The following is a 14,921-nucleotide window of genomic DNA, read 5'->3' as shown; positions in this document are numbered from 1 at the left end:
CGGGATTGACTCCGCATTCATTGCGCCAGGTAAATTAAATGGTTAACATCGTTTGCGTGACACCACTGGTTGTCGTGTGCTGTCACTGCTAGTCTCTGTCCCAAAAATCGCCGGAGATTCACCATAAAACCAGATCGTGCAGGGAGAAGGTATGCGTATCCAGGATCTAAAAATCGGCACGCGGCTGGGTTTGTGCTTCGCGGCAGTACTGTTGATGATGGCCGTGCAGTCGGTGGTGTCGATCGCCCAGATCAACGGGATCGGCGCGCGCAGCGAGCAGATCGTCCACGAAGACATGGCCAAGGCCGATGCCGTGGCGCTGATCGACGCCACCACCCGCGCCAACGCGCGCTACACGATGGAACTGTTCATGGCGCCGGACCAGGCTTACGCCGACCGCGTGCGCGGCCGGATCGACGCCAACAAGAAGACCATCACCGATGCCGTGGCCGTGCTCGACGCCATGATCACGCGCCCGGAAGGCAAGGCCCTGCTGGCGCAGTTCAAGACCGACCGCGCCACCTATGTACAGGCGTTTTCCAAAGTGAGCGCCTTGCTGGCCGAGGGCAAGCGCGACGAGGCAACCGCCGCGCTGCTGGGCACTACGCTGCCCGCACTCGACGCCCTCCAAGCGACCATTGGCGGTTTGGCCAAGCTGCAAAAGGCGATTGCGGCCAGCGCCATGGACGACATCGCTGCGCGCATCGCGTCCACCCGCCTGACCACCATCCTGTTGTCCGTGCTGGCACTGGTATGCGGCAGCGCCGGCGCCTGGCTGATCACGCGTTCGGTCACCCGCCCCATCGGCGCGGCCGTGACCCTGGCCGAGGCGGTGGCTGCCGGTGACCTGCGCACGCGCCACTACCAGCCCACGCGCGACGAAACCGGCCAGCTGCTGCACGCGCTGCACACCATGAGCGGCAGCCTGCAGCAGATTGTCGGCCGCGTGCGCGGCGGCACTGAAACCATCGCCTCGGCGTCGTCGCAGATCGCCAGCGGCAACCAGGACCTGTCGGCCCGCACCGAGCAGCAGGCCAGCGTGCTGGAAGAAACCGCGTCGTCGATGGAAGAACTCACGTCCACCGTGCGCCACAATGCCGACAATGCCCAGGAGGCGCGCAGCAAGGCGCAGACCGCGTCCGACGTGGCGGTGAAGGGCGGCGCCGTGGTCGCCAGCGTGGTCGATACCATGCAATCGATCCGCACGTCGTCGGGCAAGGTGGCCGACATCATCAGCGTGATCGACGGCATCGCCTTCCAGACCAACATCCTGGCCCTGAACGCGGCCGTGGAAGCGGCGCGCGCCGGCGAGCAGGGCCGCGGCTTTGCCGTGGTGGCCACGGAAGTGCGCAACCTGGCGCACCGCTCGGCCGCCGCCGCCAAGGAAATCACCACGCTGATCAACGCCTCGGTGCAGCAGGTGGGTGAGGGCAGCGCGCTGGTGGAAAAGGCCGGCCAGACCATGACCGAGGTGGTGGACAGCATTCGCGATGTCACCGTCATCATGGCCGACATTGCGGCCGCCAGCGCCGAGCAGGGCCAGGGCATCGAACAGATCAACCAGGCCGTCACCGAGATGGACACCGTCACCCAGCAAAACGCCGCGCTGGTGGAAGAAGCGGCAGCCGCGGCCGAATCGATGCAGGAACAGGCGCGCGAGCTGGCGCAGATCGTCAGCCAGTTCCAGCTCGACGATGCTGGCCGGCCGGCTGGCACGGGTGGGGTAGGTGGCGCCAGGAGCGCGGGCCGCGTGGCCGCATCGTCGCGGGTAGCGCTGCCGGCCTGACCGTGCGGCGCGGTGCTTTCCCTGCCAAACGGTAAGCTTGGCGGTGAAGCACATAGGCTAGACTCGGGTGGTACGTTTTCCACGTGACGGAGAGTCCACCCGATGAAAAACATCACCCTGCGCCAGTTCCGCATCTTTGAGAGCGTGGCGCGCAACCTGAGCTTTTCGCGCGCGGCCGAAGACCTGCACCTGACCCAGCCCGCCGTCTCGATGCAGATCAAGCAGATGGAAGGCCTGGCCGGACTGCCGCTGTTTCGCCAGACCGGCAAGCGCATCGCGCTCACCGACGGCGGCCGCGTAGTGCTGCGCCACTGCCAGGTGATCCTGGCCGACCTGCGCGCCGCCGAGCAATCGCTGGCCAGCCTGCTGACCGTTGCTGCCGAACAGCCGCGCCAGCGACTGCGCGTGGGCCTGATCACGTCGGGCAGTTGCTGCTTCCCGCACCTGATCCGCGCCTTCTTGCAGGACCATGACCACATCGACCTCGACATGACCGTGCGCAGCCGCGACCAGCTGGTTGCCATGCTGCGCTGCGATACGCTCGACCTGGCGGTGATGCTGCATCCGCCCGAACTGCGCGGGGTCGATGCCACGCCGTTTGCCGACAATCCGTTCGTGCTGGTGGCGCCGCCCGATCACCCGCTGGCCGGCGCGCCGCAGGTGCCGGTCGCGCACCTGGCGCACGAATGCCTGATCGTGCGCGAGCATGGTACCGATACGCGCCAGGTAGCGGACGACACCCTGCTGGGCCGCGCCGCCATCGGTTTTGACACCGAACCGCGCTTCATGGAACTCGGTTGCAGCGAGGCGATCCGCCAGTCGGTCATTGCCGGCATGGGCATCGGCCTGCTGTCCGCGCGCGAAGTGCAGGCCGATGTGCGCAGTGGCCAGTTGTGCGTGCTCGATGTGCAGGGTTTTCCTGTGATGCAGCAGTGGCATGCAGTGCACCGTGGCGAACATGGGCTGCCGGGCGCGGCGCGCGACTTTTACCGGTTCCTGCTCGACGAGGGCGCGGCGCGGCTCGATCATTTATCACTCACCCAGCCAATGCCTGCCACAGCAGCGCCACATTGAGCAGCACGATGGCGGCGGCAGCCACCGCCGCCATCACGGTCAGCCTGCGGCCGGCCGTAAAACCCTGCATCACCGAGTGGCGCGACGACAGCACCACCAGCGCGATCAGCGGCACCGGCAGCACCAGGCTTAACACGATCTGGCTGTCGATCATGGCCGTCATCGGATTCATGGTGGCGCATACGATAAACGCCGGCACCATGGTGACCAGGCGGCGCGCCATCAGCGGAATTTTAAAGCCAACGAAGCCCTGCATGATGTTCTGGCCGGCCATGGTGCCCACCACCGAACTCGATATGCCCGACGCCAGCAGCGAAATCAGGAACAGCACGCCGGCACCCGTGCCCAGCGCCGGCACCAGCGTGTGGTAGGCGGTGGCGATATCGGCCAGGCCGGGTGCGGTTTCGCTGAAGGCGGCGGCAGCCATCGCCACCATCGCCATGTTGACCAGCGCGGCAGCGCCTAGTGCGACCGCCACCTCGCGGTTGGAGAACGACACGAGCTGGCGGCGCTGGGCGTCGTTGCGGGCCGGCGCGCGGTGCTGCGTCAGGCCCGAACGCAGGTAGATCGAATGCGGCATGATGGTCGCGCCGACGATGCCCACGGCCAGCATCAGCGCATCCTTGCCGTGCAGTTGCGGCACAAAGGTGTGGAACAGCGCCGCGTGCCAGTCGGGCGGCACGATCACCAGCTCGGCCAGGTAACTGAGGCCGATCACCGCCACCAGCGCGGCGATCACGATTTCCAGCGGCCGGAAACCCTGCGCGTCCAGCGACAGGATGGCGAATATCACCACGCCGGTGACCACCAGCGCCCAGCCCAGCGGCACGTCGAACAGCAGCGAGATGCCGATGGCGCCGCCCATGAATTCGGCCAGGTCGGTGGCGATGGCGCCGATTTCGGCGGCAATCCACATCGCCACCACCAGCGGCCGCGAAAACTCGTCGCGGCACACCTCGGCCAGGCTGCGGCCGGTGACGATGCCCAGCTTGGCCGACATGGCCTGGAACAGCATCGCCACCAGGCTCGCGAGCAGCACCACCCACAGCAGCTGGTAGCCGTAGGTGGAGCCCGCCTGCAGGTTGGTGGCGAAGTTACCGGGGTCCATGTACGCCACCGACGCCACCACCGCCGGTCCGGCAAACGCCAACACCGAGCGCAGGCCGCGCCGCTGGTGGTCGAGGGCGTCGCGCATGGTGGCGACGGTGGCGGTGGTATTGGCGGCGATTGTCATGAAAGGTCTCCCTACTTCACGCGATCACGTCGCGGCGGTTCTTGAGTTTGTGGATGACGTCGAGCGTGGCGTCGTCCACCCGCAGGTGCTCCTTGACCAGCTGGCGCGGCGTGTTGGCCAGCCACTGCGACAGCGAGACTTCCGCGAAGTGGTCGGACTTGAACAGTTCGAGGAAAATCAGGTCCGAGGTGCCGGTATTCTTGATGTAGTGGCCCAGGCTTTTCTGCACGTAGCCGACGTCGCCGGGGTTGAAGTCCACCGTTTGCGCCACCGGCCCGGTATTGAATACCGTCATGCGTCCGGAGCCCTTGATGAAGTACTGCCATTCGTCGGCGTCCGGATGCCAGTGCATTTCGCGCAGCCCGCCCGGGCGCAAGGTCACCAGCGCCGCCGCCACGGTTTTCGACATCGGAAAATTGTTGCTGTCGACAATGCGCACTTCGCCCCCGGGCTGCGTCAGCGTGGGTTTCATGGAACCCATGCGGAAGATGAACGGGTGGTCGGGGCGGCCGAGGCTGGAGGCCGCGTACAGCTGGTCGGCCTTGAGCGGACCGGCCTGCGCGCCCTGGTAAATCCACAGCTGCTCGAGCGGGATGTTCTTGAATTGAGCGGCCGGCACGCCGAAGTTTTGCGCCAGGATGTCGGGCGGCGTGTGGGCCAGCCAGTCGCTGAGCATGAGTGTGTTGAATTCGCCGGAGGCGCCGTCGTCGAAGGCGATCACGAACTCGCCGCCGTTGGCGCCGATGCCTTGCAGTGAGTGCGGCAGGCCGGGCGGGAAGTACCAGATGTCGCCCATCTCGACGTCGGCCACCTCGGAGCGGCCCTGGCTGTCGATGGTGGTGATGCGGATGCCGCCCACGGTGACGATGGCCCACTCGGCCTGCTGGTGCCAGTGCAGTTCGCGCACGCCGCCCGGTCCCAGGCGCATGTTGACGCCGGCGATGTCCTTCGAAATCGGGAACGCCTTGGTGGTCACCTCGCGCGCCCAGCCGCCATCCTGGATGCGCTTGTGCGCCATGTTGAACGAGTTCCACGGGATCTGCATGCCGCCCACGTCGGTCGCCGGTGGATTGGCAAACGACGGCAGCACATCGCGCAACGCCGGATTTTGCGGACCGGGATCGGCATTGGCGAGCGCCGACGAATTGATGGCGCCTTGCAGCGGCCGGTTGGGATTGCCGAACTCGGCAGCCTTGGCAGCGGCAGCAGCGCCCAGCGCCACCGCACCGGCGGCCGCACCGGCCAGGATTCCGCGACGATTGAGGTCGGTCATACTAATTCTCCTTGAAGAGTTTCCGCTGTTCGGGACGGACAGCGGTTCAACACAGGAGCGGCTGCACGGGCGGTAAATTTCGGCAGGCACTCCGATGGAGAAATAGTAGGGCGCGATGCGCGGGAAGGATATTCAGGATTTCTTTGGGTGATCTATAAGCGGGGCTGATGCACGGGTAGTATGCGGAGGCGATGCGGCAGGGAACGGTGGCGACATGGTTTCGAGGCTATGGCATGATCATCCGGGACACGGAGATCGTATGAACCCCATGACACCGGATGAGCTAATGCATGTGCTGTCACGCGGCGAGGACAGCCGTCACCAGTTCAAGCGCGATATGACCAACGCCGATGGCGTAGCGGCCGAGTTGTCGGCGTTTGCCAATAGCGGCGGCGGCCAGGTGTTTATCGGCGTGGAAGATGACGGCAGTCTCGCACCCCTTTATCCGACAACCATCAGGCGGCTCAACCAGTTGCTCAGCAACGCTGCCAATCAGCATGTTCGTCCCCCGGTTCACCCCCTGACTGAAAACATCCAGGTAGGGCAAGGCATCGTGATGGTGGTGACGGTGCCCGATGGCCTGAACAAGCCGTACACGGATTTGCAAGGACGTGTATGGGTAAAAAATGGCGCCGACAAACGGCATGTGACGTCCCGGGAGGAATTGCAGCGCATGTTTCAGCGTGCGGGACTGGTCTATGCCGACGTGGTGCCGGTTGCAGGAAGCTCGACGTCCGATATCGACGACAAGGCATTCAATACGTATTTCAATCGCCGCTATGGACAGAGCAGCGAGTTTTCAGGGCAAGCACCGGAACAACTGTTCCATAATCTTGGACTGGGCGACGGCCGGGAGTTGAACCTGGCAGGACTTCTGTTATTCGGCAGATATCCACAGCATTTTCGTCCCGCGTTTGAAGTCAAGGCGGTCGCCTTTCCTGGCAAGGAGTTGCACGATACGCGTTATTTGGACAGTGAAGATATCGATGGTCCTTTACTGGAGCAATATCAGCGCAGCTTTGCTTTTCTGCGTCGCAACCTGCGGCACATTCAGGACCAGCGCGGATTCAATACCCTGGGCGTGCTGGAAATTCCAGAGCAGGCACTGGAAGAGTTACTGGTCAATGCATTGATTCATCGAGACTACTTCACCAGCGCTTCCATCCGCTTGATGCTGTTTTTGGATCGGATCGAAATTATCAGTCCGGGCCACCTGCCCGATAGCCTCAGCACGGAGGCAATCCGCCGGGGGGCGACCAATCGTCGCAATCCCATGCTGACCGAACATGCGGTGCATATACTGCCTTATCGGGGTTTGGGAACCGGAATCCCACGCGCTTTGCAGGACTGGCCTTCCATCGACCTGATCAATGACGTGGAAGCGAACCAGTTCGTGGTGCGTATCAGGCGGCAGTTTGTCGAAGAGGTCACCCCCCAAGTCACCCCCCAAGTCGCCCCCCAAGTCGCCCCCCAAGTCGCCCCCCAAGTCACCCCCCAAGTCACCCCCCAAGTCACCCCCGAAGTCGGCCGGTTACTTGAGGTCATGCACGGTGAAATGAAACGTACGGACATTCAAGGCGCGCTCGGTTTAAAGGACCATAAACATTTTCGGGCCAATTACTTGCAGCCAGCGCTCGATGCTGGCTTGATCGAAATGACCGTTCCGGAGAAGCCGCAGAGCCGGTTGCAAAGATACCGGCGCAGTCAGCGCGATCGCGCCGATTGAGGAAGTCGAGGCAGTTTGTGCTACCGCAACCGTTCCTCCGCCTGCAACCTCGCCCCGATCCGCTCAATCTCCGCCTCGCCCTTGACCAGCGCCGCGCGGCTCGTATGGACCGAGTAGTTGCCCATCACCAGGTCGTGCGGATGCTTGACCGCTGAGCCGAGCACGAACGATGTCTCGCCCCGGGCCACCATCTCGAGTGCTTGTGCCGACTCCTCGAACACCACCAGTTCGCCAGCGGCAGCCTGCACACCGCCATTGAGCCGGCCGGCATTGAGCGCCAGCCAGGCGACATCGTGGCCAGCGGGCGGATCATAGCGCCAGTGCTCGCCGTCGCGCAGGTGGACCGCGATATAGGACATGTCGGACGGCGCCGGGAACGGGCTGTGCAGATCGCCGTAACTGCCCAGCAGCACGCGCACCGGTCCCTGCTGCGGGATATCACCTGGTTCGATGTACATGCTGTAGGGCGCGGCATTTTCCAGTGCGGGCGGCAGTGCGATCCACAGCTGGAAGCCCAGCATCGGGTCGGTGCCGACGGGGCCGCCCGTGTGCCAGACGCCATTGCCGGCTTGCATCCACTCGACGCTGCCAGCGGACAGCACGCCAGCCTCGCCGGTCGAGTCCTCGTAGCTGGTCGCGCCGGTGATCAGGTAAGTGAGCGTGGCAATGCCGGAGTGGGGATGCATGCCGAACTTCGGTAAGCGCGCCATATCGTCGAGCTTGAACAGGTCGAGAAACACGAACGGTTTCAGATGATGGCCGAGGTCGCCGGGGCTGGCAAGCCGGGTGATCGGGCCGTGCACGCGGCCGCGGGTACGGTGGATGATGGCGCGGGGCGCGACGATGGCGGCGGCGGTATTCATGGTGATGTCCTTGGCAGGTTCAGATCGCAATGGAAGAAGAATAGGACCCCGGTGATTACTTTACTAGCCGCTATAATTGGATTTGACTCATCCAGATTTAATGGGAATTACGTGCTCGATCTTAACGATATCGCGCTGTTTGTCCAGGTGGTGCGCAGTGGCAGCTTTGCCGGCGCGGCGCGCCGCCTGGGCCTGCCACCGAATACCGTGAGCCGCCGCATCCAGCAACTGGAAGCCCGGCTCAATACGCGGTTGCTGCTGCGCTCCACGCGCAAGCTCACCCTTACCAGCGCCGGCCAGGCCTTTCACCAGCGCTGTGCGAGCGCGGTGGACGATCTCGCTGCCGCCAGCCAGGCCAGCATGATCGGCAGCGAGCAGCCCAGCGGCGTGATGCGGGTGGCGGTGCCGGCCGACTTCTTCGATTTCTTCCGCGCCCAGTGGCTGGCGCAGTTCATGGCGCGCTACCCTGGCATCCGGCTCGACTTCGTGCTCAGCGACACCCGCGCCGACATGATCACCGAGCAGATCGACGTGGCGTTCCGCGGCGGCCAGCCGCAGGAACTGGGATTTGTCAGCCGCGAAATCCTCGCGCCCGGCAGCAACCATCTGGTTGCCAGCCCCGCCTACCTGGCCGCGCGCGGCGCACCGAATTCCTTGCAGGATCTGGCCGGCCACGACGCCATCGGCGTAGCCCATCCGAGCGGCTTGGCCACCTGGCGCCTGGCCGGTCCCGATAACGTCGAACAGGAAGTCCACGTGCCGTGCCGCTTTGCCGCCAACACTGCGCAGGCGCAGCGCAAAGCCGCCCTGGCCGGACTCGGTGTGGCGCTGCTGCCGGGCGCGCTGGTGCGGCTCGACCTGCACGCCGGGCGGCTGGCGCCGGTGCTGCCGCAGTACAGCAGCGCCAGCTTCGGCCTGCATGCGATGTATCCCACGCGCCAGCATTTGCCGGCGGTGGTGGCCGCCTTGATCGACCTGGTGCGCGATCGCCTCAATGCCATCCACGAAAAAAAGATTGACGCACCCGACAATAGTGTGTGATAGTGTTGCTAACACACTACTAAAAAAGAAATGTATGCCCACCAGCTCCCGATTCGCCGTTGCCATCCACACCCTGGTCTCCATCGAAGTAATGGGTGGCAAGCCGGTGCGGTCGGAAGATGTGGCGTACTCGGCCAATACGGGGGCAGCGGTGATACGGCGGTTGTTGTCGATGTTGAGCGACGCCGGACTGACCACGTCGCAACTGGGGGCGGGCGGTGGGGCCTTGCTGGCCAAGCCGGCAGCGCAGATTCGCCTGCTCGACGTGTACCGGGCGGTGGAAGACACCGAGATGTTCACTTTGCACCGCACGCCGCCTTGTGAAAACTGTGCCGTTGGCGGCAATATCCAGGCGGCGATCGCGCCATCGTTGGCCAGCGCCCAGTCCGCGTTTGAAGCGGAACTGGCCAAGGTGACGATTGCCGACATGGCGGCCGAGGTGGCGCGGATCGGCAAGTTTTCAATTCCGCTGGTGTGGTAGCGGCTTTTTTTACATCTTAAATGTAACTGTGTATGTCACACAGTATTTAATGCAGTTCCTACTCAGGAGAATAGTATGTCTATCGGAATCATTGGTTCGGGCGCCCTTGGTGGCAATATCGCGCGCATTCTGGCTGGCGCCGGCTTTTCGGCGGTCATCGCCAACAGATCGGGTCCGGCTGCGCTGGCGCCGCTGCTGGCCGAAACCGGCCCCAGCATTACTGCCGGCACCGTCGAGCAGGCTGCCAGCGCCGACATCGTGTTCGTTGCCGTGCGCTGGGAAACCCTGGAAGAACTGATGCCGCAACTGCCGGCCTGGAACAACCGCATCGTGGTCGATGGCACCAACCCGGTCCTGTTCCTCGATCCCGATTCGGATGACGCCAAGGACCCGACCAACCCGCTAGCCGCCTACGGCATCAAGGCCATCGACCTCGGCAGCCAGCATTCGAGCGCGATCTTCAGCCAGCTCGCGCCGGGCGCCCGGGTGGTCAAGGCGCTCAACCACCTCGACGTCAAGCTGCTGCTCGAACCGAAAGAAGCGGGGGGCCAGCGCACCCTGTTCTACTCGGGCGACGACGCCGCCGCCAAGGCCGAAGTGCGCCAGCTGCTCGAGGCGGCCGGCTTCTTCGCGGTGGACCTGGGCGCGCTTGATGTCGGCGGCCCGCTGACCCAGCTGCCGTTTGGCGCGCTGTCGGCCAGCAACTTCATCAAGCGCTGAGCATGGCCATGCCGCCCGCCGGCCGCGCAGGGCGGGCGTGCGGCTCGCGCACCGGATGGCGGTCTTGACGAACCGCCGGCGCAGGGTGGGCAGGTTCGAGCTGGAACACGCTGACCGCGTGCGCCAGCGCTGCGGCCTGTTCCTGCATCGCGTTCGACGCGGCTGCAGCTTCTTCCACCAGCGCGGCGTTTTGCTGCGTGACCTGGTCCATCTGGGTGATGGCGTCGTTGACCTGCTCGATGCCCTGGCGCTGCTCGGCGCTGGCGGCGGCGATATCGCTGATGATGTGATTGACCCGCTGCACGCTGTCCACCACTTCCTGCATGGTCGCACCGGCGCGGTCCACCAGTTTGCTGCCCGCGTCCACCTTGCTGACCGAATCGTCGATCAGCACCTTGATTTCCTTGGCCGCGCTGGCCGAGCGTTGCGCCAGGTTGCGCACCTCGGTGGCGACGACCGCGAAGCCGCGTCCCTGTTCACCGGCGCGCGCTGCTTCCACTGCTGCATTCAAGGCCAGGATATTGGTCTGGAACGCGATGCTGTCGATCACGCCGATGATGTCGACGATCTTGTGCGCGGAATCGTTGATCGAACCCATCGTCGTGACCACTTCCGCCACCATGGCGCCGCCGCGCACGGCCACGCTGGAAGCCGAGCTGGCCAGATCGCGCGCTTCGCGGGCGTTGTCGGCATTCTGCTTGACGGTGGCGGTCAGTTCTTCCATCGACGACGCGGTTTCTTCCAGCGAGCCGGCTTGCTGCTCGGTGCGCGAGGACAGGTCCATATTGCCGGCAGAAATTTCGGCCGAGGCGGTGGCGATGGTGTCGGTACCGCTGCGTACTTCCTGCACGATGTTGTAGAGCGCCGCATTCATGTCGCTGAGCGCCTGCATCAGTTCGCCCGTTTCATCCTTGCTGGCCACGACCACATGGCTGCTCAGGTCGCCCTTGGCAACGCGCTGGGCCAGCGCCACCGCGCCTTGCAGCGGCACTGTGATATTGCGGGTCAGCAGCAGCGCCAGTACCGCCGCGATCACCGTCGCCAGGATGCCGCCGCCGATCAAGAGGATGTCGGTGCGGGTGCGCTGGGCGGCGAGGTCGGCCGAGCGTTGTGTCAACAGTACCTGCTCGCCGTCCCGGATCACGGCAAGTTGGGCGCGCATGGCATCCATGGCCGCTTTGCCCTTGTTCGACTGCGCCAGCTGCACCACCGCCGCCATGGTCTCGGGCTGGTCGCCACCGCTGCGGCGCAGTGCGATGGCAGGTTCCACCGCCTCGCGCAGCCACTGTTGTTCAGCCGCCGCCAGGTCCTTCAGCCGCTGCTGCTGGACCGGGTTGTCGCTGGTGAGTTCGGCAATCTTTGCTAGGTTGTTGGTGAAAGCGGCCTTGCCGGCGACGAAGGGTTCGAGCGAGGCATCGTTACCGGTCAGCGAAAAGCCGCGCTGGCCGGTTTCCATGTTGATCAGGTTTTCCTGCAGCGCGTTGGCTTCAGCCAGCACCTCGTAGGTGTGCACGTTCCAGCTGTTGGCCGTGCCGAGTCGGCTGAAATTGACCTCGGCCACAACGACCAGCGTCGCCAGCATGGCAACGATTAAACCGAACGCCATGTAGAGGCGCACACCGATTTTCAGATTGGACAAACGCATGGAAGCTCCTGGGGTAGACGACGGTGAGGATGAAATAATAGTGAATTAAAGATATTTGTATTTCCCTATGGATATATCTTAGTGGGGGTTTTGAATTGCGTTCGTTAGGCAGGTAACATACCCACCACCTTGTCCCTGTCACTGATCCCATGAACACAAAAAATATCGCCTGGAGCGCAGACATCGGTTGTGAAGGCGGTCCCGTGATCGTTGCCAACCTCGCTGATTTCAGCCGCTGGTATGGCAGCGAGCCGTACGATGCATCCCAAGCCACCGAGCTGCATCACTGGTCGCCGTTTGCTGCAGAGTTGCCCGAGATCTGGCGCCCGGCCGGACCCACCGGCCATCAGTACCTGGCCAGCGCCAACCCGTCGGCGGCGCGCGCAGCGCTGATGTCGGTCGTGCTCGAATTGTGGCCCGGCGCCACGATTGATCGCAGTGAAGCGACATGGCGCGCCATCCGCCCGGATGGACGGATATTGAACGCCGCCTTGGCGCCCGACAGCGAATACGACCGCGCCATCCGCAGCCTGGGCGAAGAGGCGCTGCACGGTTTCCAGGGCGATGCGATGGGATACTTGTGGAGTGCGGCGCCAGGAATGGTGCGCATCAGCGTCGACGACCAGCGCGATTTCCTGGTGCTCTCACAGGTCGAGTTTGCCAACGACGAGGCCGACGCGCTTGGCGCGCACCGGCACGCGCTGGAGGCCGACTGGCGCAGCGCCGCTCCGGGCCAGCGTTACCGGGTGACCGCCGGTCCGGTCGTGGCGGCCTGGTCGCCCAACAGCATCCGCGATCTCTCGGCACCGATCAGTGCAGCCGATGCGACGCCGTCACTTCCCGGGCAATTACTCGATATGGCGACCGGCGCCAGTGGCGCGTTGCTGTGGCTGCAACCGGGCATGTACGAATCGGCGTTGCACTACCATGCAGAGGCAAGCTGGGGTGTTGCCTGGTGCAGGTTGCAGCGGGTGGGGGAATAGTTGCGTTTTTCGGTATAAAATTTAAAACCACTAAAACATACCAAGAGATTTTTATGCTGGAGCGCCAAGCCGATGCCACGCGGCAGTATATCGACTCAGTGGCCACTGATGAGGCATATGAGGAAGCGCTCGCAGAGGCTTCCAAGGTGCGTGGCGGCATGTATTGGCACAAGGGACCCGCTGCTGCTCCTGAAAATGCCTGCCTGGTGCGCACCAGTGCATCCTGTGGATGAACCGAGCGCTTCGGGTTGGACGAGTGGCACCGATTATCGTGGAGATTTTGAATCGGCTGGCTGCCACCAACCTCGGTCCGCACTTTCACGTGGTTGGCACGCATGCGTTCTACGCGTACGAATCGGCGCATTCCATCCAGTTGATAACGAAGAAGATTTTTTGGGGCGCAGGCGCCTCATGCGCGGGAGTTGCTGGACGCGCCCCAATTTTCAGCTGTTATCGTAGCTACCAATGGCGATATGGCCCGTATGACCACTCTCGAGCCGATGGCGTTTGTCCGCTTTAAGCGCTGGATGAGCACACTACCTCGACGGGACCCGCTCAAACGTCGGCGTGATGCGTTGCCGGCGGAGGCCGTTGAGGAAGTGGTGCAAGAGTACCTGCCGCAGTGGGCGCAGGACTGAATACAAAAATATCAGGCGTATTTATCTGGCGCCGCTGCAATTGCCCGGCTTGGCCATTTCAAGTTTGGCGATATCGTTCTTGCCGACAGCCTCGGACACCGCCTCGACGCCGGCGCCACCGACAAACGCACCGACCTTGATGTATTGACGGACGAAGTAATTTTTCCCTGCATCGACTTTTACGACCAGGTCGTTGGGCGAAAATTCGGACTCGGTCGATACCTTGATGTCTTTTCCGCCTGGGACTTCAGTGTAGAAAAATACATCAGGCGCGCTTTCGCCCAGACATTTACCGTCGATCCAGATATCTTTTTTCAGCGCCTGGCCTACGAAGCTGTTGCGGTACACGTAGAGGCCGGCATTGCTGGCGGTAGCCGGTGGGCTGAATTGCTTGGCTTTGGCCGAGTCTTCTTTTGGCGCCATGTTCACCGAAGCACAACCTGTGACGAGGAAAGCGGTAGCGATGGCGAGGAAGGAAAAGATTTTCATTAGGGTGAGAGTCCGAAGGTGGATGAAATAAAGCGTACTCATCCTATACACAATATGTTTTTTGGGCAACTAAAATTGCATGGTGGGCTAAAGGCGGACTCTGCGGGATTCCTCGGGACGTAAAAAAACCGCAATCTCCTGGGAAGAATGCGGTTTCTTAGACTGCTCAAGACGTACTGAGCGATGTTCTTGGTGGCCCGGGGCGGAATCGAACCACCGACACAAGGATTTTCAATCCTCTGCTCTACCAACTGAGCTACCAGGCCAAGGCGCGCAATTATAGCAGCCCGATTTGAAATTGCCAAATGTTTGCTGGCGGTGGCCAGATTTCCTGTCGGCCCATCGCTCGACTTTGCTATGCTACCGGCTTGACGCTGGCGCGGCCGGCAATCCCCCCACACGGAGCAAAGGACATGGTTTCCTTACAAGAGCAGTTTTTAAAAGCAGGCCTGGTCGACAAGACCAAGGCCAAACTGGCCAACCAGGAAAAGAGCAAGCAGAAGAAAATCGAGCGCCGCACTGGCGAGCAATCGGTCGATGAAGCGCGCCTGGCGGCGCAGGAAATCCAGCGCAAGAACGCCGACAAGGCGCGCGAAGCGAATGCCTTGCGCGACGCGGCCGCCCAGCAAAAAGCCATCATGGCGCAGATCGTGCAGATGGTGCAGCAAAATCGCCAGGACAAGACCAAGAACGGCAAGGATGATATCGCCTACAACTTCACCCACGGCACCAGGATCGAACGGATCTACGTGTCGCCGGCGGTGCGCGAGCACCTGGTGGCGGGGCGGCTGGTGATCGTGGTGCTGGGCGCGACGGTGGAACTGGTGCCGCGCGTAATCGCCGACAAGATCGAAGAACGCGATGCGTCGCTGGTCGTGCGCGTCAAGCAGTCCGCTGCGGTGGTGGACGAGGACGATCCGTACGCGGCGTTCCAGATTCCCGATGATTTGATGTGGTGAAAAAAATGG

Annotated in this window: 15 protein-coding genes and 1 tRNA gene; 10 read left to right on the top strand and 6 right to left on the bottom strand. The window is 63.1% G+C overall.

Features of this window, described 5'->3' with window-relative positions; genetic code table 11:
• The first annotated feature begins 151 nt into the window (after nt 1-151).
• On the top strand, nt 152-1,786 hold the full coding sequence (locus SR858_RS23235) for a methyl-accepting chemotaxis protein (protein ID WP_019923281.1): 1,635 nt from the start codon (nt 152-154) through the stop codon (nt 1,784-1,786).
• A gap of 102 nt (nt 1,787-1,888) precedes the next feature.
• The gene (locus SR858_RS23230) at nt 1,889-2,860 is read left to right on the top strand and encodes a LysR family transcriptional regulator (protein ID WP_019923280.1); all 972 of its coding nucleotides are present in this window, start codon (nt 1,889-1,891) and stop codon (nt 2,858-2,860) included.
• Here SR858_RS23230 and SR858_RS23225 read toward each other — a convergent pair.
• Both SR858_RS23225 and SR858_RS23220 read right to left on the bottom strand, forming a co-directional pair.
• Complete coding sequence (locus tag SR858_RS23225) at nt 2,823-4,094, bottom strand: Nramp family divalent metal transporter (RefSeq protein WP_019923279.1); 1,272 nt, start codon at nt 4,092-4,094, stop codon at nt 2,823-2,825. The genes SR858_RS23230 and SR858_RS23225 overlap by 38 nt on opposite strands.
• A 16-nt stretch (nt 4,095-4,110) precedes the next feature.
• The gene (locus SR858_RS23220; RefSeq protein ID WP_019923278.1) at nt 4,111-5,367 is read right to left on the bottom strand and encodes a cupin domain-containing protein; all 1,257 of its coding nucleotides are present in this window, start codon (nt 5,365-5,367) and stop codon (nt 4,111-4,113) included.
• Between the two features lie 259 nt (nt 5,368-5,626).
• Here SR858_RS23220 and SR858_RS23215 point away from each other — a divergent pair, with 259 nt between their 5' ends.
• On the top strand, nt 5,627-7,093 hold the full coding sequence (locus SR858_RS23215; RefSeq protein ID WP_019923277.1) for a Fic family protein: 1,467 nt from the start codon (nt 5,627-5,629) through the stop codon (nt 7,091-7,093).
• A 20-nt stretch (nt 7,094-7,113) separates the two neighbouring features.
• Here SR858_RS23215 and SR858_RS23210 read toward each other — a convergent pair whose 3' ends face one another.
• The gene (locus SR858_RS23210) at nt 7,114-7,956 is read right to left on the bottom strand and encodes a pirin family protein (RefSeq protein ID WP_019923276.1); all 843 of its coding nucleotides are present in this window, start codon (nt 7,954-7,956) and stop codon (nt 7,114-7,116) included.
• 111 nt (nt 7,957-8,067) lie between these two features.
• Between SR858_RS23210 and SR858_RS23205 the strand changes: the two genes are divergently transcribed.
• The 3 genes from SR858_RS23205 (at nt 8,068) to SR858_RS23195 (ending at nt 10,198) form a co-directional block, all read left to right on the top strand.
• Nucleotides 8,068-8,997, top strand: coding sequence for a LysR family transcriptional regulator (locus SR858_RS23205; protein ID WP_019923275.1), 930 nt, complete (start codon nt 8,068-8,070; stop codon nt 8,995-8,997).
• Between the two features lie 34 nt (nt 8,998-9,031).
• Nucleotides 9,032-9,478, top strand: coding sequence for an Rrf2 family transcriptional regulator (locus SR858_RS23200; protein WP_019923274.1), 447 nt, complete (start codon nt 9,032-9,034; stop codon nt 9,476-9,478).
• 75 nt (nt 9,479-9,553) lie between these two features.
• Nucleotides 9,554-10,198, top strand: a complete 645-nt coding sequence (locus SR858_RS23195; protein ID WP_019923273.1) for an NADPH-dependent F420 reductase — start codon at nt 9,554-9,556, stop codon at nt 10,196-10,198.
• Here SR858_RS23195 and SR858_RS23190 read toward each other — a convergent pair.
• Nucleotides 10,188-11,843, bottom strand: a complete 1,656-nt coding sequence (locus tag SR858_RS23190) for a methyl-accepting chemotaxis protein (protein WP_019923272.1) — start codon at nt 11,841-11,843, stop codon at nt 10,188-10,190. The two genes, SR858_RS23195 and SR858_RS23190, sit on opposite strands and share 11 nt — an antisense overlap.
• Before the next feature lie 149 nt (nt 11,844-11,992).
• Here SR858_RS23190 and SR858_RS23185 point away from each other — a divergent pair, with 149 nt between their 5' ends.
• The 3 genes from SR858_RS23185 to SR858_RS23175 all read left to right on the top strand — a co-directional run bounded on the left by SR858_RS23185 (nt 11,993) and on the right by SR858_RS23175 (nt 13,464).
• Nucleotides 11,993-12,826: a hypothetical protein gene (locus tag SR858_RS23185; protein ID WP_154820012.1), complete on the top strand. Its 834-nt coding sequence runs from the start codon at nt 11,993-11,995 to the stop codon at nt 12,824-12,826.
• Nucleotides 12,827-12,879: 53 nt separating this feature from the next.
• Nucleotides 12,880-13,059 carry a hypothetical protein gene (locus tag SR858_RS23180; protein ID WP_322534010.1) on the top strand — a complete coding sequence of 60 codons (180 nt, stop codon included), beginning with the start codon at nt 12,880-12,882 and terminating at the stop codon, nt 13,057-13,059.
• A 189-nt stretch (nt 13,060-13,248) separates the two neighbouring features.
• The gene (locus tag SR858_RS23175) at nt 13,249-13,464 is read left to right on the top strand and encodes a GSU2403 family nucleotidyltransferase fold protein (RefSeq protein WP_084670086.1); all 216 of its coding nucleotides are present in this window, start codon (nt 13,249-13,251) and stop codon (nt 13,462-13,464) included.
• 21 nt (nt 13,465-13,485) lie between these two features.
• On the opposite strand, the gene SR858_RS23170 is transcribed toward SR858_RS23175, so the two are convergent.
• A complete protein-coding gene (locus tag SR858_RS23170; protein ID WP_019923269.1) occupies nt 13,486-13,953 on the bottom strand; it encodes a DUF2846 domain-containing protein in 468 nt (155 codons plus the stop codon).
• A gap of 190 nt (nt 13,954-14,143) precedes the next feature.
• A tRNA-Phe gene (locus SR858_RS23165) sits at nt 14,144-14,219 on the bottom strand.
• A 147-nt stretch (nt 14,220-14,366) separates the two neighbouring features.
• On the opposite strand from SR858_RS23165, the gene SR858_RS23160 reads away from it, so the two are divergent.
• Nucleotides 14,367-14,912, top strand: a complete 546-nt coding sequence (locus SR858_RS23160; RefSeq protein ID WP_019923268.1) for a DUF2058 domain-containing protein — start codon at nt 14,367-14,369, stop codon at nt 14,910-14,912.
• Nucleotides 14,913-14,921 lie beyond the last annotated feature (9 nt).

The sequence above is a fragment of the Duganella zoogloeoides genome (genome assembly GCF_034479515.1).
In the GTDB taxonomy this organism is placed as follows: domain Bacteria; phylum Pseudomonadota; class Gammaproteobacteria; order Burkholderiales; family Burkholderiaceae_D; genus Rugamonas; species Rugamonas zoogloeoides.
This window is presented reverse-complemented; position numbering and strand designations above follow the sequence as displayed.

Excerpts from the sequence above, each read along its gene's own strand:
- SR858_RS23210 (WP_019923276.1), bottom strand. The coding sequence starts at position 7,956 with ATGAATACCGCCGCCGCCATCGTCGCGCCCCGCGCCATCATCCACCGT.
- SR858_RS23230 (WP_019923280.1), top strand. The coding sequence starts at position 1,889 with ATGAAAAACATCACCCTGCGCCAGTTCCGCATCTTTGAGAGCGTGGCG.
- SR858_RS23235 (WP_019923281.1), top strand. The coding sequence starts at position 152 with ATGCGTATCCAGGATCTAAAAATCGGCACGCGGCTGGGTTTGTGCTTC.
- SR858_RS23190 (WP_019923272.1), bottom strand. The coding sequence starts at position 11,843 with ATGCGTTTGTCCAATCTGAAAATCGGTGTGCGCCTCTACATGGCGTTC.
- SR858_RS23170 (WP_019923269.1), bottom strand. The coding sequence starts at position 13,953 with ATGAAAATCTTTTCCTTCCTCGCCATCGCTACCGCTTTCCTCGTCACA.
- SR858_RS23220 (WP_019923278.1), bottom strand. The coding sequence starts at position 5,367 with ATGACCGACCTCAATCGTCGCGGAATCCTGGCCGGTGCGGCCGCCGGT.
- SR858_RS23195 (WP_019923273.1), top strand. The coding sequence starts at position 9,554 with ATGTCTATCGGAATCATTGGTTCGGGCGCCCTTGGTGGCAATATCGCG.
- SR858_RS23215 (WP_019923277.1), top strand. The coding sequence starts at position 5,627 with ATGAACCCCATGACACCGGATGAGCTAATGCATGTGCTGTCACGCGGC.
- SR858_RS23180 (WP_322534010.1), top strand. The coding sequence starts at position 12,880 with ATGCTGGAGCGCCAAGCCGATGCCACGCGGCAGTATATCGACTCAGTG.
- SR858_RS23225 (WP_019923279.1), bottom strand. The coding sequence starts at position 4,094 with ATGACAATCGCCGCCAATACCACCGCCACCGTCGCCACCATGCGCGAC.
- SR858_RS23185 (WP_154820012.1), top strand. The coding sequence starts at position 11,993 with ATGAACACAAAAAATATCGCCTGGAGCGCAGACATCGGTTGTGAAGGC.
- SR858_RS23200 (WP_019923274.1), top strand. The coding sequence starts at position 9,032 with ATGCCCACCAGCTCCCGATTCGCCGTTGCCATCCACACCCTGGTCTCC.
- SR858_RS23160 (WP_019923268.1), top strand. The coding sequence starts at position 14,367 with ATGGTTTCCTTACAAGAGCAGTTTTTAAAAGCAGGCCTGGTCGACAAG.